Raw genomic sequence first — 20149 nt, forward strand, 5'->3', positions numbered from 1 at the left:
CCGGCTCGCACTCAGGGCGCGAGGGTGAACCAATCAGCAAAACCCGACGGGTCGTGCCTGCCCAATGCACCGTGCTCGAAGAGCCCGAACCCCTCGACACCGTCGGCTCCGGGCCCATTGCACACGGCCCGGCCGACGTGGTCGATGACGCCGAACATGACCCGACCTGCGTTCGCCTCGTCGGTGACGTCATAGGTGCGCCGTTCGGTGAACTTCTCCCCCTTCCAGGTGCCGTGAATCCAATCGGGGTCGCCGCCGTAACCACCGCCGAGGTGTATCGGCACCGCAAGCCTGGATTCGACCTCGAGCAGCAGAGGCGACCCATCTGGTGTCGTGCACTCGATGGTCGCGCCGGTCGGGACCCTGGTACCGGAGGCATAGCGGATCGTGACCTTCGGCCACCCCAATTGTTCGAGCCGGCCGCCGGGCCAGACGCGGGTGCAGTCGTTGAGGATCCGAAAACCATTCGGGTCCTCCTGCATGATCAAGACGATCGCGAACTCGTCGAAACGCATCGGCACGTACAGCCACCACATGCCCTCGAACGGCGGGTCCGACGGCCTCCCGGCGGGTTCGGGCTCACCGACAGGGCGGATCCCCCAGGATCGATCGCGTGTCCCGACCCAGGTCGACGGGTCCACCGCGATGTCGCTCCCGTCGACGGACACGACCCCGCTCCAGGTGCCCACCTGCGCAAATCGCTGTGCCTGCAGCGTAATCCTGCTGCCTGTTCGCATGATGTGGGGTTGCTCCTGCAGAACGTCGAACGATCCCTGCCAGGTCATGTCCATGGCAATGCCCTCGGTCTCTTCCAGGATCAATCTGAGTGTCTGGAGTGGTTCGACGACCTCGATACGGTATCCGTTGACGCGTTGGTTGAGGCGGTCTGAATCGATCGCGTCGCCGAGGTGCACAGCCGTCTGGACGTCGCCGCGGCGCACGAGCACGAAAGCATCTTTGGTGCCCAGGTTCGGGTAGTAGCCGGCACCGGTGATCACGAAGATGTCGCCGGTGCGGTCATGGGCGTTGAAATAGCTGCGATCGTAGAAGTTTCGATCGCTCGAATCGACCAGACCGATCGGCAACGGCGCTTGGTGGATGGGGTATTCGTCCAACGGTCCGATCACGTGGCATCTCCCTCGCCGGCGGTGAAGACAGCGTTTCCTGCGATGAGTTCTTCCAGCAATGCTCGGTGGTGGAACAATCCGTCGACCTCGTCGGGCATCTCGATCTCGCCGAAGTGCACCTGTCGCGTTCCGGTGCGCATGAACACACAACCCCAGATCACCGCAGCGTAGACATAGAACCAGCTGAGGTCGCCGACTTCGGCCCCGGTGAGTTCGGTATATGTCGCGACGACATCTTCCTCGCGAAGGACATCGGGCATCCCCGGCAATCCCATCAGAGTCGCGATTTGCTGAAACACTCGATGCGAGAAAATCATCCAGGCCACATCGAGTTCTCGGGGCCCGAGTGCGGTCATCTCCCAGTCGAGAACCGCAACCGGCTCGAAATCCTGATAGAGGGTGTTGCCGAATCGCGCATCGCCCCAGAGCAGGACCGGGTCAGCCGAATCGGCTCTCGTCGGCCAGTTGTCGTCCAGCCACCCGAACGCGCGATCCAGCAACGGTGATCTACCGATGCCGGGTACCGCGAACTCGTACCAGGACTTGCACCATTTCACGTTGCGGCGCAGCGCGGTATCACCTCCGGCACCGTCGCCCAGAAAGGCGAAGGTCTCGGACGCGTTCGGGATCGAGTGCAAACCTGCGAGGATCTCGACCGTGGCATCCTGCAGTCGCCGTTGCCGTTCACGGTCGGCATCATGGAACCAGTTGTCGCCGAACGTGTACGGCAGCACGTCGGGCGGCACGAGCCCTTCGACGTGATCCATCAGGAAGAACGGCGTCCCGAGCACATCACCCGTCGGTTCCATCCAGTGCACCTGCGGCACGGGGATGTCGGTCAACTCGCCGACCAAGCGCATCACCTCGAATTGGTGGTCCAGCCGATATGTCGGGAAGACGGGGATGTCTTCCGCTGCCGGGGTGACCCGAGCGACATAGCGGTGGGTGGTGGTCTCCGCGCCGGTGTCCCAGGTGGCGGCGAGCACGATGGTCTCCGACGACATGCCGTTGGAGTCGATCCCGCTGTCCACCACGACGTCGGGAACCACACCGCCCGGCAGCACCGTCGACAGCCACGCCGCAAGACGATCTGGAAGAGTGGTGACGTCCCGACTCGTACGTTGGAGTTTCATGTCGGCGAGCGGTTGTTCAGTGGCCACGATGCCCTTCCGGAAGCCTGCACACCCACAGGAGAAGTGTGACGCAAATTACGATACGGTTGGTAGCGTAATGAAAGCAGAGACCCCACCTGATGACAAGACCCCCGCTGGGCGCCCGCGCGACCGCGGCATTGATGAAGCGATCCTGCGGGCCACCGCGGAACTCCTCGTCTCGGTCGGCTATGCGGCGCTGACACTCGCCGCGGTGGCCCAACGTGCCGGCACCACGAAGACAGCCCTCTACCGTCGTTGGTCCAGCAAGGCGCAGCTGGTCCACGAGGCTGCGTTTCCGGCCCCCGTGACCACGCTCATCCCGGAGTCGGGCGATCTCACCACAGACATCCGTGCGCTCATCGCGGGTTCCCGGTCGATCTTCACCGATCCGGTGACCCGAGCTGCGCTGCCGGGACTCCTGGGCGAGGTCGGTGCCGATCCGGTGCTCAACAAGCTTGTCATGCAACGCTTTCAAGACGGTGTGTTCGCGGCGATGCGTCTTCGGCTCCACCGAGCCGTGGAGCGTGGTGAGGTCAGGGCAGGCATCGACCCTGACCGACTGCTCGAGGTCATCGGTGGGACCACCATCCTGCGGTTGCTGCTCCGCCCGGATGAGGACCTCGACGATGATTGGGTCGAGCAGACGACGACTATCGTCTTACACGGAATCGCGGGCCATCCGGATTCGACGCATGCCGGAGGTTGAAACATGCCACAGCCAGGTCAGACCCTAGACAAGCTCGGTTTTCTCACGATCGGGCGCTTCGACCCAGCGGACCCCCGAACCGGACACGAGGAGACGCTGCGCACCATCGAACTGGCCGAAGAACTCGGCTTCGACAGCGTGTGGCTGCGACACCGACACCTGCAATACGGGATCTCATCTCCGGTGGCGGTGATGGCGGCTGCCACCCAGCGCACCAAGCGGATCGAACTCGGCACGGCGGTCATCCCTCTCGGACTCGAAAACCCCCTGCGATTGGCCGAGGACCTCGCGACAGTCGACCTGCTCTCCGGCGGCCGGATCAATCCCGGCGTATCGGTGGGCACCCCGATGCGATACGACGATTTCAAGACAAAGCTGTACCCGGAATCGTACGACCTGGAGAACTTCAGCAAAGACCGCGTGCTCCGGCTGATGGACAACATCCGAGGGGTTCCTGTCAGTGACTTCGAGGGCACGGTGGGTATCGAACAGTTCTCCCGGATCGTGCAGCCCCACTCCCCTGGTCTGATAGACAGGCTCTGGTACGGCGGCATGCTCTCGTCGGCGATCTGGGCGGGACAACAAGGGCTCAATTATCTGACGAGTTCAGTGGTCAACACCGAGGGGACCGACTCGCGCGACTTCGCGACGATCCAAGGCGAGCACATCGACGCGTATCGGGCCCATCATCCCCATCCCGAAAAAGCGCGCGTCTCACAGGGTCTGGTGGTCATACCCACGGATTCGGCAACGGCAGAACAGGTCCGAAAGTACAAGGAGTACGCGGCGGCCCGCTTCGACCGCACGTTGTCGCCGCAAGGACCGCGACAGATGATGTTCGCAGCCGACGTCGTCGGCTCGTCCGACGAAATCGCCGACATCCTCTACTCCCACGCAGGGTTTCTGCGCGCACAGGAGGTCGCCTTCGCACTGCCGTTCTCTTTCGAGGAGGCCGACTACCTCCAGATCATCACGGACATGGCCGTCCACCTTGGGCCCAAGCTGGGGTGGACACCAAAAGTCAACTGACACAGAAGCACACGCTCCGGTCAGACGCACACGGTGCAACCGGTGATTGTGACTCGAGTGTGTGTTTCTGTCACCGGTAGCGGGCAGCGACCCAGGTACCCAGAGCGTGCAGTCGGTCGATGAGTTCAGCGGGTTCCAACACGTCGAAGTCGACGTTGAGATACACCAGCCACCGGGCTGCCCAGTCGAGGTCGTCCGCGCCGAGGGAGAGGATGCAGTCGTCACCCTCGTCGGTGATCGAACCGACCGACGGGCGGACCATCTTTCGCACTTCGTCCCCCGAGAGGTACACCCGCACGCGGACACTGTGGCGCCATCCATGGGCAAGTCCTTCGGCCACGAAGGCCGCTGCATCGTGTGGCGGAGGCGGCGCCTTGAATCTCGTACCCAGCGGCCGGACTTCGCTGATGCGATCGAGAGCATAGGCCTGCCAGCGGTCAGTCCCCCGCTCGTTGCCGACGAGATACCACCGCCCTCCGCTGCGGACCAGTTGCGCCGGCTGGACATCGCGGGCACGCCCGGGTTCGTCAGATCGCCTGCGATGTCGCAGACGCACACCCTCGCCCGCACGACAGGCCAGTGCCAGCGCAACCAGAACCCCCGCGTCCGCCGACCGCGCCTCGTCGCCGTCTACCGTTTCTGCCGCCGCGACTGCCTCGAATCGCCCACGCAGGCGCGCAGGCATCGCCTCGGTGAGTTTGGCCAGTGCAGTCACCGCAGCGGGCGCCAAACCCCCGACCCCGACCGAAGAATGCAGGCCAAGAGCCACCGCGAGAGATTCGTCGGCGTCGAGCACCAGCGGCGGGCTCGCCGTGCCCGACGACAGGGTGTATCCACCGAAGCGGCCGGCTTCGGCATCGATGCGATACCCGAGCTCCCGAAGATGTTCCACGTCACGGCGCGCGGTGCGCTCGGTGACGCTCAGACGCTCGGCGAGCCTGCCCGCACTGATGCCCGGGTTCGACTGCAAGATCGCCAACGTTTGGAGGCGGCGACCGGTAGGACTGGACATTACTCAAATATGATGCCAAACCCTGACAGTTCTTGGCAGGGTATTCATTTACGGTCGGACCATGGACACAATAAAGTTGCTCAAACCGGAAGGGCTGGTCAACAGCCCAGCATTCAGTCACGTCGCAGTCATCCCGCCTGGCGCGACAACCATCCTCGTCGGCGGACAGAACGCGGTCGACTCGAACGGCTCGCTCGTGGGCGGCAACGACGTGGGCGCCCAAACGGCTCAGGTCATGGCCAACCTGAAGACTGCCCTGGCAGCCGCAGGCGCCGACATGTCCGATGTGGTCAGTCTGACGCTCTACGCGGTCGACGGGATCGACATCACGGCCGGATACACCGTCGCGGCTCAGTCCCTGGACCCGAACAGCGATCCACCGTTGATCACGGCAGCGATGGTGCCGGCGCTGGGGGTACCAGGCGCACTGGTCGAGTTGGCCGCAGTCGCCGCGGTACTACGGTGACGAACAGACAGACCGGGCACACCCGAGACGCCGGCTGGCAGATCGGTGTCTCGAAGACGGTTCATCATCCACTTGAAGTGGTCTGGGACTTCCTCACCGCCGAAGCAGGTACCGCGGCCTGGCTCGGCCACGGCGTCCGACTGCAACGCGAAAAGGGCGGACAGTACGAAACCACCGATGGAACCACCGGCGAGACCAGGAGTTTTCACCGCGAGGATCGCATCCGGCTCACCTGGCAGCCGGCGGATTGGAGCCACGAGACGATCGTTCAGGTGACGGTGACCCCGGAGGGCGACCACAAGACCGTCATCCGCTTCCACCAGGAACGTCTCATCAGCGCCGATGAACGAGAGCTCCAACGCACGCACTGGCGTGCCGTGATGGCCGCCGTTGTCGCCGGACTGGACTCCGCAGGCCGATGATCTGCAGTGCTGCTGTGTCGTCGACCTGCGATGACATCCGGTGGTCGGGCAGCTTTTGACTCCCCTTCACCCCGATGTCTCGGCGATGACAGGTCGCGCTGATCTGCTGCGCCTGTGCCGAACACGCTTCGAATCAGTCCCGACAAGACACTGCGATCCGGAATCTCTCGCCGCAAGTTCCTCACTTGGACCGGCGTCGCCAGCGCGCTGGCGTTCACCCCTGGCCTGATCGAGGCCCCCGCCGCCTACCCAGCGCCGATGAACCACGGCGATCACCTGTTCACCCTGGGGGTCGCATCGGGCGACCCACTTCCTGATGCCGTTGTCCTGTGGACCCGGCTGGCCTCTGCGCCCCTTGCACCCCACGGTGGGATGACCGACATCCCGGTACCGGTGGAGTGGGAATTGGCCCAAGACAGCAATTTCCGCCAGATCCTGCGACGCGGGTTCGAGTTGGCTACGTCCGCGGACGGGCACAGCATCCATGTCGACGTCCGGGGACTGGAACCATCGACGGACTACTTCTATCGTTTCCGGGCAGCAGGCCACTACTCCGATGTCGGTCGAACCCGAACGGCGCCGACGACACTGGCCGCCACGAGAGCCATGACATTTGCCTGGGCATCGTGCCAATCGTGGGGTGACGGGTTCTTCAATGCCTACGCAGACATGGCGGCAGCTGCGCCCGATGTGGTTTTCCACCTGGGTGATTATGTGTACGAGAAAGCAATTCCCGCACGGGGCGGGCAGCGGAACACCACCGCGATGCCTCGCTCGGCCCTCACCGAGATGATGAGCCTCGACGACTACCGCGAGCGATACGCGCTGTACAAACTCGATCCACACCTGCAGCAGGCACACAGGACATCGCCGTTCATCATCACCATGGATGACCACGAGGTGGAGAACAACTGGGCAGCTGCCATTTCCGAGGACGACGTTCCCGTCCCAGACTTCCTTTACCGTCGTGCTGCCGCATTCAAGGCCTGGTGGGAGAACACGCCGGTCCGCGCTGAACTCCGACCGAACGGCGCGGATATGCGTATCTACCGTCGCTTCACGTTCGGGGACATCGCACAGTTCAGCGTGCTGGACACCCGCCAATACCGCAGCGATCAGGTGAACGGCGACACCGACGGACCGCAGAACGACCTCACGGCCCGCTCCGACCGGACGATCACCGGTGCCGCCCAGCAGCAATGGCTGCTCGACGGTCTCGCATCGAGCACCACCCGCTGGAACGTGCTGGCCCACCAGACGACGATCGCCGACCTCGCGCGTAACAAAAACGGGGAACGCGCGGTGAGCATGGACGGCTGGAGTGGTTACGAGGCTTCTCGTTCGCGGATCCTCGACGGTGCGCGCGAACGGGGCGTCTCCTCCAATCTGGTGTCGATTGTCGGCGACATCCACCGGTCGGTGGTGTCCGAGCTGAAGTCGACCTACACCCGCCCGGCGCCCACGGTGGGTGTCGAGCTGGCGGGGACCTCGATCTCGTCGGGTGGAACCGGCGCGGACAGTGATGAGAGCGACATGTTGCTCAAAGCCGCGTCACCGCATGTCAAGTTCGGCAACGCGCAGCGCGGGTACGTTTTGAACCGGCTGACCCAGCAGGAATGGCAGGCGGAGTTTCGGGTCGCGGACACGGTTGCGGACCCGAATGCAGGACTGCGGCGTCGCGCCACCATCACCATCCCTGCAGGACGACCGGAGATCGGAGTCAACTGAGCTCTCGGCGATGAGCGATCGACGTGGGCGAAGTCTGTATTGGTTGAGACGAAAGGACAACCGATGCGACACGTAGATCACGGTGCGTACATCCGCTCATTGATCGAGACCTGGGCGCAGGCCGTTCACAACGGCGATCTGGACACGGTGATGGCAGATCATGCCACCGATATCGTGATGTTCGACGTACCGCCGCCCGAACGCGGCGTCCGCGGAACCGACGAGTATCGCGATTGCTGGCCACCGTTCTTCGACTTCCAGGCTAGCGGAGGCTCGTTCGACATAGATGAACTCGAGGTCGTCGCGGGAGAAGAGGTCGCTTACGCGTACGCGTTGCTGCAATGCGACACTCCGGAGGGCCGGGCCGCACATCCCGATCGGAAGCTCCGATTGACCCTCGGCCTACGCAGGGAAGACGATCGCTGGGTCGTTGCGCACGAACATCATTCCTTCACACTTGCCCCCTAGCCCAATCGAGACTGCCGCTACGAAGCCATCGGCCGAGTAGGTCACTTCATTGCCGCAGTCTCGCCGCCGTCGAGTCTGGTGTGAACGTGACCGTGGGCATCTCGGAACTTGATCTGCGTCTCGGGACGAGGGAGTCCCGACCTGATGAGCAGCAACCTGGTTCGGGTTTCTCGGGGCGACTCGGCCTCTGCGTCGACCAGCGACAGCACCGTGCGCAGTTGGCGGAACCCTCGAGGCCCCGGGTGACGATCAACGATCGCCTCGTGTGTGGTGAGCATCCCAGCGCGGGCCGCGTCCCGACCGCGGGGATTCCCCTGCGCCGAGACTGCGAACGTGTAGCTATCGGCCGAGTAGACCTCTGCGCAGCCGCAGTCTCGAACGCAAAAGCGGGTGCCGTCAGCTCGTGGAGAACTCGGGGTCACCGAGTTCGTCGACATCCATGGGTCCCGCGAACTGGCTGTTGTACAGCCGGTAGTACGGGCCGTGGTTGTCGAGCAATTCATCGTGCGAACCCTGTTCCACGATCCGCCCGGCCTCCATCACAAGGATGGTGTCCGCATCCCTGACCGTCGAGAGTCGGTGCGCGATGACGAAACTGGTCCTGTCGGTACGCAGCGCAGCCATCGCCTTCTGGATGAGAAGCTCGGTTCTGGTATCCACCGAACTGGTCGCTTCGTCGAGGATCAGCAGTGTGGGCTTGGCGAGGAACGCCCTGGCTATGGTGATGAGCTGCTTTTCGCCGGCACTGACGCCGCCGCCTTCTTCGTCGATGACGGTGTCGTAACCATCCGGCAGGATCCGCACGAAGTGATCGACGTGGCTCACGCGCGCAGCTTCGAGAATCGCATCGTCATCTGCGTCGGGGTCGCCGTAGGCGATGTTGTCGCGAATCGACCCGCCGAACAGCCAGGAATCCTGTAGCACCATTCCTGTGCGTTCCCGGAGGTCGTCCCGCGTCATCGTCGAGGTGTCGACGCCGTCGAGACTGATCGTGCCGGAGTCGAGATCGTAGAAGCGCATGATCAGGTTCACCAACGTCGTCTTCCCCGCGCCGGTCGGCCCGACGATCGCCACCATGTGCCCTGGCTTGGCGACCAGCGACAGTTGCTCGATCAGCGGTCGATCCGGGCTGTACCGGAACGAGACGTCGTCGAAGGTGATGAGGCCCTTGTCCGAGTCCGGGCTTCGAGGCGAATCGGGGTCGGGCACCTCCTCTTTCGCATCGAGGATGTCGAAGATTCTCTCCGCCGAGGCCACCCCGCTCTGCATCAGGTTGAACATCGACCCGATCTGGGTGAGCGGCTGGGTGAATTGCCGGGAGTACTGGATGAACGCCTGCACGTCACCGAGGCTCAGCGAACCCGACGCCACCCGTAGCCCACCGACAACGGCCACCGCGACGTAGTTGAGGTTTCCGAGAAACATGATGGAAGGCATGATGATCCCGGAGATGAACTGTGCGCGCCAACTTGATTCGTACAGCTTCTCGTTGCGCTCGTCGAACCGCGCCTCCACGTCCGCCTGCATGCCGAACGCCTTGATGACCTCGTGCCCGGTGAAGGCTTCCTCCACCTGACCGTTGAGCCGACCTGTACTCGACCACTGCGCGAGAAAATGCGGCTTCGACCGTTTCGCGACCTGCGCTGTCACGAACACCGCCAGCGGAATGGTCACGATCGCGATCAACGACAGCAGTGGCGAGATGTAGATCATCATCACGAGAATCGCGACAACCGTGAGCACCGAGTTCAGCAACTGCGCGATGGTCTGCTGCAGGCTTTGCGAGACATTGTCCAGGTCGTTGGTGACCCGGCTCAGCAGATCGCCGCGCTGAGTGCCGTCGAAGTAGCTCAGCGGCAGTCGGTGGATCTTGTTCTCGACGTCAGCGCGCATCTCCCGCACCGTGCGCTGGGTGATCACATTGAGGAGCCGACCCATCAACCAGCTCAGCACAGAAGACCCGATGTAGAGCGCGAGCACAAAGATCAGCACTCGACCGACCTCGTCGAAATCGATACCGACACCGGGCGTCACGTCCATGGACGAGACCATGTCGGCGAAGGTGTTGTCGCCCTGCTGCCGCAGGCCTGCGACAGCTTGGTCCTTCGTGTCGCCGGCGGGCAACCGATCGCCGACCACACCGTTGAAGATCAGGTCCGTGGCGTGTCCCAGGATGAGGGGCCCGACAGCGTTGAGGACAACTGCCACCACCGCACACACCAGCACCAGCAGGAGTGTGGTGCGGCGGGTCGAGAGCAGCACCACCACCCGCTTCACCGACGGCCCGAATGCGCGGGCCTTTTCTCCTGGCACCGCGGCATTCGGCGGTCCGCCTCCCGGCCGCGTCATGCCCGACCCTCCACCGAGAGTTGGGATTCGACGATCTCGGTGTACGTCGGGCACCTCGACAACAGCTCGTCGTGGGTACCGATACCGACGACGGCACCGCGATCGAGGACGACGATCTGGTCTGCGTCGGCGATGGTGGTGATGCGCTGGGCCACGATGATGACGCACGCCTCACGGGTGGCCGGACGCAGTGCGGCTCGCAGGCGGGCATCGGTGTGCAGATCCAACGCCGAGAACGAATCATCGAACAGGTAGATGTTCGGCTTCCTGATCAGCGCACGGGCGATGGCAAGTCGTTGCCGCTGTCCACCGGAGACCGTCGTGCCGCCTTGCGCCACCGGTGTCTGTAACTGCTCCGGCATTGCCCGCACGAAGTCTGCCGCCTGCGCAACGGTGAGCGCTGCCCACATCTCTTCTTCGGTGGCATCGAGTTTCCCGTACCGGAGGTTGGAGGCGATCGTGCCGGAGAACAGATACGGCTTCTGCGGCACGAAACCGATCTCGCTGCGCAGCGCTGCCGGATCGAGGTCACGGATGTCGACGCCCCCCAGGAGGACTTCCCCACCAGTGACGTCGATCAGCCGGGGCAGCAAAGCCACCAGAGTGGTCTTGCCCGACCCCGTCGACCCGACGATTGCGGTGGTCGTACCCGGTTCGGCACGAAAGCTGATGTCGCGCAGGACGGGGTCATCGGCACCCGGGTACTGGAAACGCGCGGCCCGCATCTCGACGGCTGCGGAAGTCCCGTTCAGGATGACGGGTTTTTCGGTGGACACCACGGACGTCTCGGTGTCGAGGACCTCGTAGATGCGTTCCGCACACACTGACGCTCGCGGCGCCATCATCGCGAGGAACGAGGCCATCATCACCGCCATCAGGATCTGCATCACGTAGGCGATCATCGCGGTCAGTGCGCCGATCTCTACTTCTCCGTCTTCGATCAGATGCCCGCCGAACCAGATGATGAACACAATGGTGACGTTGCTGATCAGCAGAACCGAAGGGAACATCAGCGCAAGCAATCTACCCACGCGCAGCGCGGCGTCGGTGAGGTCGTTGTTGGCCCGTTCGAACCTGCGACGTTCATGGCGCTCGCGAACGAACGCTCGGACCACGCGGATACCCGTGATCTGTTCTCGCAGCACCCGATTGACGATGTCGATCCGGGCCTGCATGGCCCGGAAGCCCGGCATCATTCGGTAGATGATCACGGCCATGGTCACCCCGAGGATGGGCACCGCGACGACCAGCACCCAGGCCAGCGTGCCGCCGACGCCGATGCCGAGGACGATGCCGCCGATGCACATGATCGGAGCCGTCACCAGGATCGTGCAGGCCATCACCCCCAGCATCTGCACCTGTTGGACGTCGTTGGTGGTGCGGGTGATCAGAGACGGTGCGCCGAAGACCCCGACCTCGCGCGCGGAGAAGCTGTCGACGCGGTGCAGCAGGTCGTGCCGGATGTCGCGGCCTGCTCCGAGCGCTGCGCGGGCACCGAAGTACATCGAGGCGATCGATCCGACAACCTGTACGAGCGAGACGACCAACATCCAGAAGCCGACCTCGAGGATGTAAGACGTGTCGCCTTGGGCGACCCCGTTGTCGATGATGTCGGCGTTGAGGGTTGGCAGGTACAGCATCGCCGCGGTCGCGATGAGTTGCAGTACGACGACGCCGATCAGTTCGCGTCGGTAGCGACCCATGTAGGTGCGGAGCAGGCGGATCAGCATGGGGCAGTCACACAGATGACGTTAGCAACAGTCACCGACGATGAGCGCATGGTTGTTCCGGCGACAGCGCTGGTGACTGGATTGCCCGGCCCTGGGTCAGATGTCCACGCCTGAGTAGAGGGTCCGTGCCGGGTCGTACTTCGCGCGAATGGTCCGCAGCCTCGGTAGGTTTGCGCCGAAGTACCGTGCCGTCGCGACGCCTGCCTCGAGGTAGTTGACGTACGCGCCGGCCGAGGCCTTACCGATCGTCCGGTGGGCGCTCGACACCCAGGACGTCGCCGAGGAGTAGGAGCCTCCCGGTGCGACATCGATGAACCACTGCAGACTGGCGGCGTGTGCGCGCCAGGGAAAGGCGGTCCCGCCTGCGGGGATGTCGGCGATGGCGCCATCGAGTGGATCGATGATCACCAGTCCACCTCCACCGGCACGGGATCGATTCCGCACTGCCGTGACAATCGAGTTCGCAACCGCATCCGTGACCTGTCCGACGATGTCGGAGCCGGCGACGAAGCCGTGCCGGGGAGGGGTCGCGCCTCCGGACAGCCGGAGAAAAGCCGCCATGGGATCGAGCGTCTGGTAGTCGGCGCCGGTCGGGGTCATGCCGACCGCGGCGGCGATGTCGGCTGCGATCCGGCGTCCGGTGCCGCCGCCACAGACCAACAGCACCCCGACCGTCACCCCACCTCGCCGATCGGACCCGATGTTGACGTTCGCCCACGCAGATCGCTCCGCGGCGGCCAGCCACCGGCGCCAACCAGAGATGACTGTCGCGGCAGCTGCGGGTGGGAAACTCAACGAAACGATGTCCCTGTCCACGGCCGGCGCGGTCCGGTAGGTCAATGAGGTGACGATCCCGAAATTGCCACCCCCACCACCTCGGAGCGCCCAGAAGAGATCGTCGTTGCTACCCGGAGATGCGGTGACCACGTCTCCGCTGGGCAAGACCACGGTCGCCGCGGTCAGGGTGTCGCAGGTGAGCCCAAACTGCCGGGAATCGACGCCGAGCCCGCCGCCGAGCGTCAGCCCCGCGGCGCCAACCGTCGCGCACGTCCCGACAGGTAACGCCCGACCCTGTTGCGCGAGACCATTCGCGACGCCGTACAGGGTGGCCGCAGGCGGCACTGTGACGAGACCGGTTCCTGCGTCGACGCTGAGCCCGCCATCCAGTGTGCGCAGGTCCAGGACCATCGTGCGGTTGGCAGCAGACGCGCCGGTGTACGAATGGCCGCCGCTTCGTCCGGCGACCTTCAGTCTGTGTTTGACCGCAAACGCCATCGCGCGCTGCACATCCGACACGTTCCTGGGCGCCACCACGGCCACCGGCGTCGAACCGTCGTATCGGGTGTTGAAGATCTGTTTGGCCGTGGTGAAGGCCGGTTTGTGCGCGGGCAGGATCACCTGACCGGTCAGCGCTGCCGCCAATGCCGTCCAGTCGGCGGCGCGGGGCGCTGCATGCGCAAAACCCGCCCCACCCGAGAGGGCGACGGCAATGCCGCCGACGAGTGTTCCCTGCAGGAGTCGCCGGCGCGTGAGATGCGGGACCGGCTGATCGCCAGGTGTCATGTGCTGCTGTGTCCTTTGGGTCGCCCGACGACTGTCCAGAGCGTAACTGCGAGCCGCCTACAGATATCGCAGAATCACTGATCGAGCGCGCCGACGAGGGTGTCGGGTCACTGTGCCCACGGGGGTGAGAGGACTGCTCCATCGGCTGTCGTCGCCTGCAAGCCGGGTGTGGTTGTCACCCATGCGCTCGAATCAGCCGCTCCGCCATCAATTTTCACCTCCGCGCCCGCAGGGATGACAACGACGGCACCGGTTCCCGCTTCCTGCATCACGCCGTCCAGGGACACGGACAGGGAGCCGTCGAGCATCAGCAGGACTTCCTCGTTGCTCGGCCGGTGAGCAACACCGATCTGCCCGGCAGGAACGGTCAACTTCCACGCACACAGCTCGTGTGCGCCGCGCCTCGGACTGACATAGGAGGCGAATGTGCTGCCGTGCGCAACGAACTGCTGCGCTTCGTGGGGTCGGATGATGGGCATGGAACCTCCTGGTGAACTAGACAAGTGACTTGACCATATAGACAAGCGGCTTGTCTGTCCATGGCATACTCATTCCCGTGGACGACAAGGATTGGCAGACCGCAACGAGCGTTCTTCGCTTGTCGACCCAGTTGGTCGACGGCATCCAAGCAGGAATGGTCGAGAGGGGGTTTGCCGATGTGCGGCCGGTGCACGGTTTCGTGTTCAGCGCGTTGACGCAGGGAACGAACACCGCGTCCGGGCTCGCAGCCCGCCTGGAGATCACCAAACAAGCTGCAGCTCAGCTGGTCTCCTATCTGGTCGACCGCGGCTACGTCACCAGAGAGGCCGACCCCTCAGACGGCCGGGCCCAGCTGGTGACCTTGACACGGCGAGGAGTCTCGGCCACGTCGGCGGCCCGGGAAGCGGCCGAGCAGCATGTGGACACCTGGCGACGGGAGTTGTCCGCAGCACAGTTCGACGCGTTGGCCGACGCCCTGAACGCCCTCGGCACTCCTGGCAGGTTGCGTCCGAACTGGTGACGATCAGCTCAACTTGCGCACTTCCGCCGCCGCCACATCAAGAAAGTCGTCGATGATCGTCACCACGGCAGCGGGCGCCTCCGCGTGTGGATAGTGGCCGATGCCCTCCAAGACTTCGAGGCGACTGCCCGGGATCGCCTCGTGCGCCGCGTAACCGTGCGCCACCGGGATGATCTTGTCGTGGTCTCCCCAGATGAGCAGAGTGGGCATCTCGGAGTTGAGATAGAGCCGGTTCATCGCGGATACGGCTTGGCCGCGGTAGTCGACCACAGAACGCAGAGTCCGCAAGAAGGCCTGTCTGGTCTCCCGATCCGACAGCGACGAGTACGAGCGCCAGGTCTCGTCGGCCCGCGGAGAATGCACACCCGCCGAACTCAGCCACGACCGGATCTTGTTGCCGACATCGAGGACTGGTCGGGGCGCGATGATCGGCAACACCAACTCGGCGCCGGGGGCCGACAACAGCCGTAGCGTCCAGTTCACGTCTGGACCGAGGCCGCCACTACCGATGAGGATCAGCCGCTCGCAGTACTCGGGGTGCTGGTAGGTGAACTGCATCGCGACACCGCCGCCCAGCGATTGTCCGACGATCGTCGCCGACTCGACGTCGAGTTCGCGCAGCAGATCGCGGAGGAACGCCGCGAAGGCGCCGAGCGAGTAGTCGCCGCGCGGCTTGGCCGAATCACCATGTCCCGGCAGATCCGGTGCGATGACTCGGTACTTCTTCGCGAGCTCGGGCAATACCGCGTCCCAGGTTCGCGAACTGCCCGCCATACCGTGGATCAGCAGTAGTACAGGGCCTGTGCCCTCGTCCCGATAGGCGACGTGATCTCCGTGTAGATCCATGTGACTGAACTCGTTCATGTGACGTCACTCCCCTGTCGTCATCCGATCCCGCCGGTTGGGCTTCAACCTACGCGCATGCGAGCGCCGTGCATGCGCCCCAGCGGACCGGAATACGCGAGAACACACCTTCATGGGCAGGGCCGACTCGATCACAACGGCCACGCGGCGGTCAAGCCCCACCACCGAACCGGCGATGAACTTGTGATCCCGCCGAAGTCTGTTCCTACAGATCGCCAACTCCGAGGAGACCCACCATGATCATCGTCGCCGGTTCACTGTCCGTGGCACCCGGGCGTCGCGCCGCATACCTGGACGACTGTCGGGACGTGATCGCGGCCGCCCGCTCGAGCGAAGGTTGCCTCGACTTCCATATGTCGGCCGACCCGCTCGAGGACGGGCGGATCAACATATACGAGCGGTGGTCCGGCAGGACCGAACTCGACGCGTTCCGGGGCGAGGGCACCGGTGATGATCAGAGTGCGCAGATTCTGGGGGCCGACGTCCGCGAGTACATCTGCGACCGGGAGATCCGGCTCTGAGCTGCACCCGCCCCCGATACACGAAGACGCCCCACGTGAGGTGGGGCGTCTTCGCCGGAAGGGTAAGTCGGTCGATCAGACCCCGACCGTGTCGCGGTCCGGATCCGCCTTCATGGGATCGAGATCGGGTTCGATGTCGATCGTCCGGCGCAGCGGCCGGTTCGGCAGCAATGCGACCGCGATGAGGGCCACCACCGCGGCGGCGGCAGCTATCAGGAAGATTCGGCCAGTCGCATCGCCGTACGACGCGCGGATGATCTCCTGGACCGGCCCGGGAAGCGCTCCGATGTCGAGGCTCCCACCCGACGACGTTCCGGTGATCCCGAGCTTGGCCAGACCGCCCGACGACAGATCCGCCACGCGGGTCGCCAGCACCGAACCGAGAACGGACACCCCGATGGCACCGCCGAACGTGCGGAAGAACGCCACGTTGCTCGATGCTGCGCCGATGTTGTGGACACTCACGGTGTTCTGCACGACAAGAACGAGGTTCTGCATCAGCATGCCCACTCCGAGTCCGACGACCAGGGTGAATCCGCCGACGAGCCACAGATTGGTCGCGTGGTCGATGGTCCCGAGCATGCCGAATCCCAGGATCAGCAGAATTGCACCGGTGATCACGAACGGCTTCCACTTACCGAAGCGGCTGATCAGTTGGCCCGAGCCGACCGACGCGATCAGCATGCCGACCACGAGCGGAATCGACAGCACACCGGCGATTGTCGGAGAGAATCCCCGCGCGGTCTGGAAGTACTGACCAAGGAAGGTCGTCGATCCGAACATTCCCATGCCGACCGCGATGGAGGCGATGATCGCCAGACCCGTGGTGCGCTCGGTGACGATCTTGAGCGGGATGATCGGCGACTTGACCTTCGATTCGACGAACACGGTTGCGAGCAGGAGCAGCAGCCCGCCTCCGACGTACAGTGCCGATTCCTTGGAGAACCAGCCGTAGTATCCAGCCTTGCCGGCAAACGAGACCCAGATCAGCAGCACAGAGATGCCCGCGGTCATGAGGGTGGCGCCGAGCCAGTCGATGGACACGTTCGCCTGGCGTTCTGTCTTGATCTTGAGGGTCTTCTGCAGCAGGAAGAGGGCGATCACGGCCAGCGGCACGCACACGAAGAAGCACCAGCGCCAGCCGAGCGGGCTGTCGACGATCACGCCGCCGAGGATCGGTCCACCCGACATCGACACCGCCATGGTGGCACCCATGTAGCCCGAGTAGCGGCCACGTTCGCGCGGCGAGACGATGCTGCCGATGATGGCCACCACCAGCGCGGTCAGACCACCCATGCCGACGCCCTGGATCACGCGAGCCGCCAGCAGGATCGGAACGTTGTGCGCGAATCCGGCGATGATCGATCCGATCACGAAGATCACGATGGCCGACTGAACCAGCACCTTCTTGTTGAAGATGTCGGCGAGCTTGCCCCAGATGGGCGTCGACGCGGCGTTCGCGAGGAGGGCGGTGGTGATGACCCACGCGTAAGCGGTCTGCGAGCCCTTGAGGTCGCCGATGATCGTCGGCAACGCGGTGGCCACGATCGTCGTGCTCAACAGTGCCGTGAAGAGCGCGGCGAGCAAACCGACCATCGACTCCAGAATTTGGCGGTGGGTCATCGCCAGTGGATCACGCTTTTCCACCACCATTGTTGAACTAGACATGTACTTCCTGACTTTCTTTGAGATTCGGCATGTGCTCCGGCTCTGCGGAGCGATGCGCGTGCCTTGTCAATGACTGCTTGAGTTTGTGGATCGTGTGGTGCGCTGCGCGGGCGTCGGACTCTGTCCAGTCGGCGAGCACCGCCTGCAGTTCCAGAGCCATGGCCGCCCTGGTTCGTTCGAGCAGCGCCATCCCCTCGTCGGTGACCTTGATCTGGGTTGCGCGCCCGTCTCCGGGGTCTGGTCGCCTGTCGGCGAACCCTGCCTGCACCAGGTCGGTGATGTGCCTGCTCAGCGCGGACTGGCTGATGCACAGGTCCGCAGCCAACTCGTTCTGGCGGCAGTGGCCTTTGCTCTCGAGGGCTACGAGCACTCCGAGCCCACCAGGGTGCAGAGCACTGTAATCGGGAGATACCAGGGCTCCACGGAGTACGCGACCGACGAGGTGCAGGTCCTCGACGAGCTCTTGTGCCGTTTGCGGTGACACCGACATGAACGCCACCTCACTTCCACTTAATTGATTGCGCTATGCAACTATATATTAGTTACATGCACTAATCAACTAAGTGGGAGCAACAGCTATTCCCCCAGCCGCGGACCGGAAAACTATCTGGCTGCTGCCAGCGGGTATCCCCGCCGAACCGTCCGGTCCAGGATGCCCAGGGTTGCACGCAGGGACTCCTCGGCGATCACCGGGAAGATCCCCTTCTCGCGCCACTCCTCATGAATCTCCGACCAGTCATAGAACGACGTGACCGTCGTGGTGCCATCGCCGGCGGGCTCCAGCCGGTATCCGTAGACATGACCGATCTGCGGGCGTACGCGACCGAGAATTGTCCAGGAGATCTCTTGATCGGGTACGAGCGTCTTGATGGTGACCGTGACGTCGTACTTGCCCATCGGGAAGTCGCCGAGGGCTTCTCGGTCCATGTGGACGACGAATGTGTCGCCCGCCGCCCTGACCCGCTCACCGGTGGCGTCCATCAGCATGCCCGACGCGTCGATCGCGACGTGACCTTGCGGATCGCTCAGCACGGCGAAGATGTCGGAGGGGCTGGCGGCGATCACGCGCTGGACGTCCAAGCGATCATTGGTCATACCGGCAGGCTAGCCGTCCCGGCGCGACGCCACACGCGGTCGTCGCCGCGGACACGTCAGTTCGAGACGGTGTTGAGGTCTTCGACGAGGTCGAATGCCGGGTCGTCGGGTCCGATGTCGAAGGTGCACTCCCCCGGACGCGGATCGGGTACGAACGCCCAGAACAACGCTCCCGCAGTTCCCGCCTGCCGCTGCCCGTCGACCTTCGTCTCGAAGTCGGCCGCCCGCCCTGTCACCGAGCCGCACGATCCGGCGTTCTGTCCGATCTCCGCCACCACCAACGGCTTACCCAGCAGTTCCGCTTGCAGAATGTGCGTCTGCAGTCCATTCCACACGTCACCGGGAAGCGGCACCGCGTCCGCGCCGTAGTCGTGGTATTCGAGGACGTCCACGGCAGCAGAAGCATTGACCAGCCGGTAGTCGTCTCCCGCCGATCCGCACTGCCCACCACCGATCAGGCCCGCCCAGATCGGTGTGGACTGGTCGATTCCGCGGATCCGCGCACCGGCCTCGTCGAAGAAGGTACGCAACACTGCGCCGGAGTCGGCTGGACAACTTCTCGTCTGCCATGAACATCCGGCGGCGGAACACAGACCCGGCTCCGGTTCTCCGACCAGCTCCCACCCGGCGAGCGCCGGTGAGGATTTCCACCGATTGACCGCGGTCTGCACCCACTGATCGAATCGGACCGGCGATCCCACCGGAACGGCCGTCTCCCAGCCGCTTTGATACCACAGCCGGTCCTTGAACGCCTCGTCCTCGCAGGCGCCGTCGCCGGCGGAGAGCACCGGCACCAGCAATTGATCATGCCTTGCCGCCGCGGCGAACACCGCGTCCATGGGTCCGAAATCGAGTTGTCCGGTGTACTTGTTGACGGCCAGTCGCTGGAATGCGTTGAACCGGGTCAACGACTGTGGCTCGAGGGATCCGAAGTAGTCGTCGAGGTCCACCATCGCGCCACATCCGGCGTTGACCGACCAATCCGTTGCGAGCTGGTACGCGTTGAATCCACTCGGCCACCAATCGTGGCCGTCGAGGGTGAGCCCCGTCGGCGTGGCCTGCACGCGCGCCGGGCCAGGGTCGGCCCCTGCGGCACCCGCGCCCGCCAGAGAAGCCGCAAGCACCACGAACATCGCCAGCAACATCGTGGCCGCTCGTCGAGCCGTGAATGTTCTCATCATCTGCCCTTCAGCCGACCGTGTGACCATGTGACCGTGACTGTGACGCTCATATTTGCACAGCTGGAC

Annotated in this window: 20 protein-coding genes; 8 read left to right on the plus strand and 12 right to left on the minus strand. The window is 64.1% G+C overall.

What is annotated here, in order from left to right:
• Window positions 1-11 precede the first annotated feature (11 nt).
• Both BH683_RS20035 and BH683_RS20040 read right to left on the minus strand, forming a co-directional pair.
• Entirely contained in the window at window positions 12-1127 is a 1116-nt protein-coding gene (locus BH683_RS20035) for a hypothetical protein (protein WP_084838036.1), read from the minus strand.
• The gene (locus BH683_RS20040; protein ID WP_094647609.1) at window positions 1124-2260 is read right to left on the minus strand and encodes a phosphotransferase family protein; all 1137 of its coding nucleotides are present in this window, start codon (window positions 2258-2260) and stop codon (window positions 1124-1126) included. The genes BH683_RS20035 and BH683_RS20040 overlap by 4 nt, the downstream gene beginning before the upstream one ends.
• Before the next feature lie 97 nt (window positions 2261-2357).
• Here BH683_RS20040 and BH683_RS20045 point away from each other — a divergent pair, with 97 nt between their 5' ends.
• Together BH683_RS20045 and BH683_RS20050 are read left to right on the plus strand one after the other, a co-directional pair.
• Window positions 2358-2987, plus strand: coding sequence for a TetR/AcrR family transcriptional regulator (locus BH683_RS20045; protein ID WP_084838038.1), 630 nt, complete (start codon window positions 2358-2360; stop codon window positions 2985-2987).
• Window positions 2988-2990: 3 nt separating this feature from the next.
• A complete protein-coding gene (locus tag BH683_RS20050; RefSeq protein ID WP_084838039.1) occupies window positions 2991-4016 on the plus strand; it encodes an LLM class flavin-dependent oxidoreductase in 1026 nt (341 codons plus the stop codon).
• Window positions 4017-4086: 70 nt separating this feature from the next.
• Here BH683_RS20050 and BH683_RS20055 read toward each other — a convergent pair whose 3' ends face one another.
• Complete coding sequence (locus tag BH683_RS20055; protein ID WP_084838040.1) at window positions 4087-5028, minus strand: WYL domain-containing protein; 942 nt, start codon at window positions 5026-5028, stop codon at window positions 4087-4089.
• Between the two features lie 61 nt (window positions 5029-5089).
• Between BH683_RS20055 and BH683_RS20060 the strand changes: the two genes are divergently transcribed.
• The 4 genes from BH683_RS20060 to BH683_RS20075 all read left to right on the plus strand — a co-directional run bounded on the left by BH683_RS20060 (window position 5090) and on the right by BH683_RS20075 (window position 8112).
• Complete coding sequence (locus BH683_RS20060; protein WP_084838041.1) at window positions 5090-5494, plus strand: RidA family protein; 405 nt, start codon at window positions 5090-5092, stop codon at window positions 5492-5494.
• Window positions 5491-5916, plus strand: a complete 426-nt coding sequence (locus BH683_RS20065; RefSeq protein ID WP_084838042.1) for an SRPBCC domain-containing protein — start codon at window positions 5491-5493, stop codon at window positions 5914-5916. The genes BH683_RS20060 and BH683_RS20065 overlap by 4 nt, the downstream gene beginning before the upstream one ends.
• Before the next feature lie 258 nt (window positions 5917-6174).
• Window positions 6175-7644 (plus strand): alkaline phosphatase D family protein, encoded by a 1470-nt coding sequence (locus tag BH683_RS20070; protein WP_246833504.1) that lies wholly within the window; start codon window positions 6175-6177, stop codon window positions 7642-7644.
• 63 nt (window positions 7645-7707) lie between these two features.
• Window positions 7708-8112 carry an SgcJ/EcaC family oxidoreductase gene (locus tag BH683_RS20075; RefSeq protein WP_084838043.1) on the plus strand — a complete coding sequence of 135 codons (405 nt, stop codon included), beginning with the start codon at window positions 7708-7710 and terminating at the stop codon, window positions 8110-8112.
• A 396-nt stretch (window positions 8113-8508) separates the two neighbouring features.
• Here BH683_RS20075 and BH683_RS20085 read toward each other — a convergent pair whose 3' ends face one another.
• From BH683_RS20085 to BH683_RS20100, 4 genes are all read right to left on the minus strand, one after another.
• Complete coding sequence (locus tag BH683_RS20085; protein WP_084838045.1) at window positions 8509-10461, minus strand: ABC transporter ATP-binding protein; 1953 nt, start codon at window positions 10459-10461, stop codon at window positions 8509-8511.
• Window positions 10458-12191, minus strand: coding sequence for an ABC transporter ATP-binding protein (locus BH683_RS20090; RefSeq protein ID WP_084838046.1), 1734 nt, complete (start codon window positions 12189-12191; stop codon window positions 10458-10460). The genes BH683_RS20085 and BH683_RS20090 overlap by 4 nt, the downstream gene beginning before the upstream one ends.
• Before the next feature lie 96 nt (window positions 12192-12287).
• Window positions 12288-13754 carry an FAD-binding oxidoreductase gene (locus tag BH683_RS20095; RefSeq protein WP_084838047.1) on the minus strand — a complete coding sequence of 489 codons (1467 nt, stop codon included), beginning with the start codon at window positions 13752-13754 and terminating at the stop codon, window positions 12288-12290.
• Between the two features lie 107 nt (window positions 13755-13861).
• Window positions 13862-14233 carry a cupin domain-containing protein gene (locus BH683_RS20100; RefSeq protein WP_084838048.1) on the minus strand — a complete coding sequence of 124 codons (372 nt, stop codon included), beginning with the start codon at window positions 14231-14233 and terminating at the stop codon, window positions 13862-13864.
• A 77-nt stretch (window positions 14234-14310) separates the two neighbouring features.
• Between BH683_RS20100 and BH683_RS20105 the strand changes: the two genes are divergently transcribed.
• Complete coding sequence (locus tag BH683_RS20105; protein ID WP_084838049.1) at window positions 14311-14754, plus strand: MarR family winged helix-turn-helix transcriptional regulator; 444 nt, start codon at window positions 14311-14313, stop codon at window positions 14752-14754.
• A 3-nt stretch (window positions 14755-14757) separates the two neighbouring features.
• Here the strand turns inward: BH683_RS20105 and BH683_RS20110 are convergent, their stop codons facing one another.
• Complete coding sequence (locus BH683_RS20110; RefSeq protein WP_084838050.1) at window positions 14758-15618, minus strand: alpha/beta fold hydrolase; 861 nt, start codon at window positions 15616-15618, stop codon at window positions 14758-14760.
• A gap of 236 nt (window positions 15619-15854) precedes the next feature.
• Here BH683_RS20110 and BH683_RS20115 point away from each other — a divergent pair, with 236 nt between their 5' ends.
• Window positions 15855-16139: an antibiotic biosynthesis monooxygenase family protein gene (locus tag BH683_RS20115; RefSeq protein ID WP_084838051.1), complete on the plus strand. Its 285-nt coding sequence runs from the start codon at window positions 15855-15857 to the stop codon at window positions 16137-16139.
• Window positions 16140-16214: 75 nt separating this feature from the next.
• Here BH683_RS20115 and BH683_RS20120 read toward each other — a convergent pair whose 3' ends face one another.
• The 4 genes from BH683_RS20120 to BH683_RS20135 all read right to left on the minus strand — a co-directional run bounded on the left by BH683_RS20120 (window position 16215) and on the right by BH683_RS20135 (window position 20047).
• Window positions 16215-17762 (minus strand): MDR family MFS transporter, encoded by a 1548-nt coding sequence (locus tag BH683_RS20120; protein ID WP_094647623.1) that lies wholly within the window; start codon window positions 17760-17762, stop codon window positions 16215-16217.
• 37 nt (window positions 17763-17799) lie between these two features.
• The gene (locus tag BH683_RS20125; RefSeq protein ID WP_084838201.1) at window positions 17800-18297 is read right to left on the minus strand and encodes a MarR family transcriptional regulator; all 498 of its coding nucleotides are present in this window, start codon (window positions 18295-18297) and stop codon (window positions 17800-17802) included.
• A 113-nt stretch (window positions 18298-18410) separates the two neighbouring features.
• Window positions 18411-18902: an SRPBCC family protein gene (locus BH683_RS20130; protein WP_084838053.1), complete on the minus strand. Its 492-nt coding sequence runs from the start codon at window positions 18900-18902 to the stop codon at window positions 18411-18413.
• A gap of 56 nt (window positions 18903-18958) precedes the next feature.
• Window positions 18959-20047 carry a beta-mannosidase gene (locus BH683_RS20135; RefSeq protein WP_084838054.1) on the minus strand — a complete coding sequence of 363 codons (1089 nt, stop codon included), beginning with the start codon at window positions 20045-20047 and terminating at the stop codon, window positions 18959-18961.
• Window positions 20048-20149: the final 102 nt, after the last annotated feature.

Origin of the sequence: Williamsia sp. 1138 (assembly GCF_002095435.2) — a bacterium.
Taxonomy (GTDB): domain Bacteria; phylum Actinomycetota; class Actinomycetes; order Mycobacteriales; family Mycobacteriaceae; genus Williamsia.

Excerpts from the sequence above, each read along its gene's own strand:
- BH683_RS20040 (WP_094647609.1), bottom strand. The coding sequence starts at position 2,260 with ATGAAACTCCAACGTACGAGTCGGGACGTCACCACTCTTCCAGATCGT.
- BH683_RS20045 (WP_084838038.1), top strand. The coding sequence starts at position 2,358 with ATGAAAGCAGAGACCCCACCTGATGACAAGACCCCCGCTGGGCGCCCG.
- BH683_RS20050 (WP_084838039.1), top strand. The coding sequence starts at position 2,991 with ATGCCACAGCCAGGTCAGACCCTAGACAAGCTCGGTTTTCTCACGATC.
- BH683_RS20055 (WP_084838040.1), bottom strand. The coding sequence starts at position 5,028 with ATGTCCAGTCCTACCGGTCGCCGCCTCCAAACGTTGGCGATCTTGCAG.
- BH683_RS20060 (WP_084838041.1), top strand. The coding sequence starts at position 5,090 with ATGGACACAATAAAGTTGCTCAAACCGGAAGGGCTGGTCAACAGCCCA.
- BH683_RS20070 (WP_246833504.1), top strand. The coding sequence starts at position 6,175 with ATGAACCACGGCGATCACCTGTTCACCCTGGGGGTCGCATCGGGCGAC.
- BH683_RS20075 (WP_084838043.1), top strand. The coding sequence starts at position 7,708 with ATGCGACACGTAGATCACGGTGCGTACATCCGCTCATTGATCGAGACC.
- BH683_RS20085 (WP_084838045.1), bottom strand. The coding sequence starts at position 10,461 with ATGACGCGGCCGGGAGGCGGACCGCCGAATGCCGCGGTGCCAGGAGAA.
- BH683_RS20090 (WP_084838046.1), bottom strand. The coding sequence starts at position 12,191 with ATGCTGATCCGCCTGCTCCGCACCTACATGGGTCGCTACCGACGCGAA.
- BH683_RS20095 (WP_084838047.1), bottom strand. The coding sequence starts at position 13,754 with ATGACACCTGGCGATCAGCCGGTCCCGCATCTCACGCGCCGGCGACTC.
- BH683_RS20100 (WP_084838048.1), bottom strand. The coding sequence starts at position 14,233 with ATGCCCATCATCCGACCCCACGAAGCGCAGCAGTTCGTTGCGCACGGC.
- BH683_RS20110 (WP_084838050.1), bottom strand. The coding sequence starts at position 15,618 with ATGAACGAGTTCAGTCACATGGATCTACACGGAGATCACGTCGCCTAT.
- BH683_RS20115 (WP_084838051.1), top strand. The coding sequence starts at position 15,855 with ATGATCATCGTCGCCGGTTCACTGTCCGTGGCACCCGGGCGTCGCGCC.
- BH683_RS20120 (WP_094647623.1), bottom strand. The coding sequence starts at position 17,762 with ATGACCCACCGCCAAATTCTGGAGTCGATGGTCGGTTTGCTCGCCGCG.
- BH683_RS20125 (WP_084838201.1), bottom strand. The coding sequence starts at position 18,297 with ATGTCGGTGTCACCGCAAACGGCACAAGAGCTCGTCGAGGACCTGCAC.
- BH683_RS20130 (WP_084838053.1), bottom strand. The coding sequence starts at position 18,902 with ATGACCAATGATCGCTTGGACGTCCAGCGCGTGATCGCCGCCAGCCCC.
- BH683_RS20135 (WP_084838054.1), bottom strand. The coding sequence starts at position 20,047 with ATGTTGCTGGCGATGTTCGTGGTGCTTGCGGCTTCTCTGGCGGGCGCG.